Here is a 703-nt window from a genome sequence, read left to right on the forward strand (position 1 = left end):
ACGAGGCAGACCGTGAGCGGCGTCGACAAAACCAGACCCAATGGCCCCCAGAGCCAGGTCCAGAAGATCGCCGCGACAATGATGGCCAATGGCGAGAGCCCAGTCCGCGAGCCGTAGAGCCAGGGCTCGATGACGTTGCCTGTGATCATCTCCATCGCTACGAAGAGCCCCGCAGTCCACAGCACCAGCGACCAGCCAGGCGCGACGGCCAGCGCCAGGAACAACGGCAGCAGCGCGCCAATGACCGGGCCGATATAGGGAACAAAGCGCAGTGCCAGCGCCAGCAATCCCCATAGCAGTGCATTGGGTATGCCCAGAACCCACAGTCCGACCGTGATCGGTATGGCGTAGACGATGTTCACGACCATCTGCATAAGCAGATACCGGCCGACCCGCTTGCCGGCCTCCTGGAGCGCCTCGGTGGTTCGGTGAAGATCGCCATAGCCGACAAGCCGGATGAAACGATCGCGCAGGTCCTCGCGCTCCAGCAACATGAAGATGACGACGATGACGATCAACCCTGCCGACGCCAGCGGACTGATCAGTGGGCCGACCAGATTCTGCAGAACCTGGAGCGGCTTTTCGCGCGCGACGACCTCCACTGGCACCGGCTCGCGCCGTGGCTTGTCCGCGGCGGCCTGTGACGGCTCCTGCCTGTCAATCTCCTGGCCGACGCGCTCGATCACCCCGCTCAGTCTGGCAA

The 703-nt window shown here is 63.7% G+C and carries 1 protein-coding gene; it reads right to left on the reverse strand.

Translation table 11 applies throughout. The features are described 5' to 3' along the window. Positions 1–703 (reverse strand): AI-2E family transporter (locus EN925_RS38385; protein ID WP_164894802.1); only part of this gene is annotated, 703 nt, incomplete at both ends.

This window comes from Mesorhizobium sp. M7A.F.Ca.US.006.04.2.1 (assembly GCF_004022915.1).
GTDB lineage: Bacteria > Pseudomonadota > Alphaproteobacteria > Rhizobiales > Rhizobiaceae > Mesorhizobium > Mesorhizobium ciceri.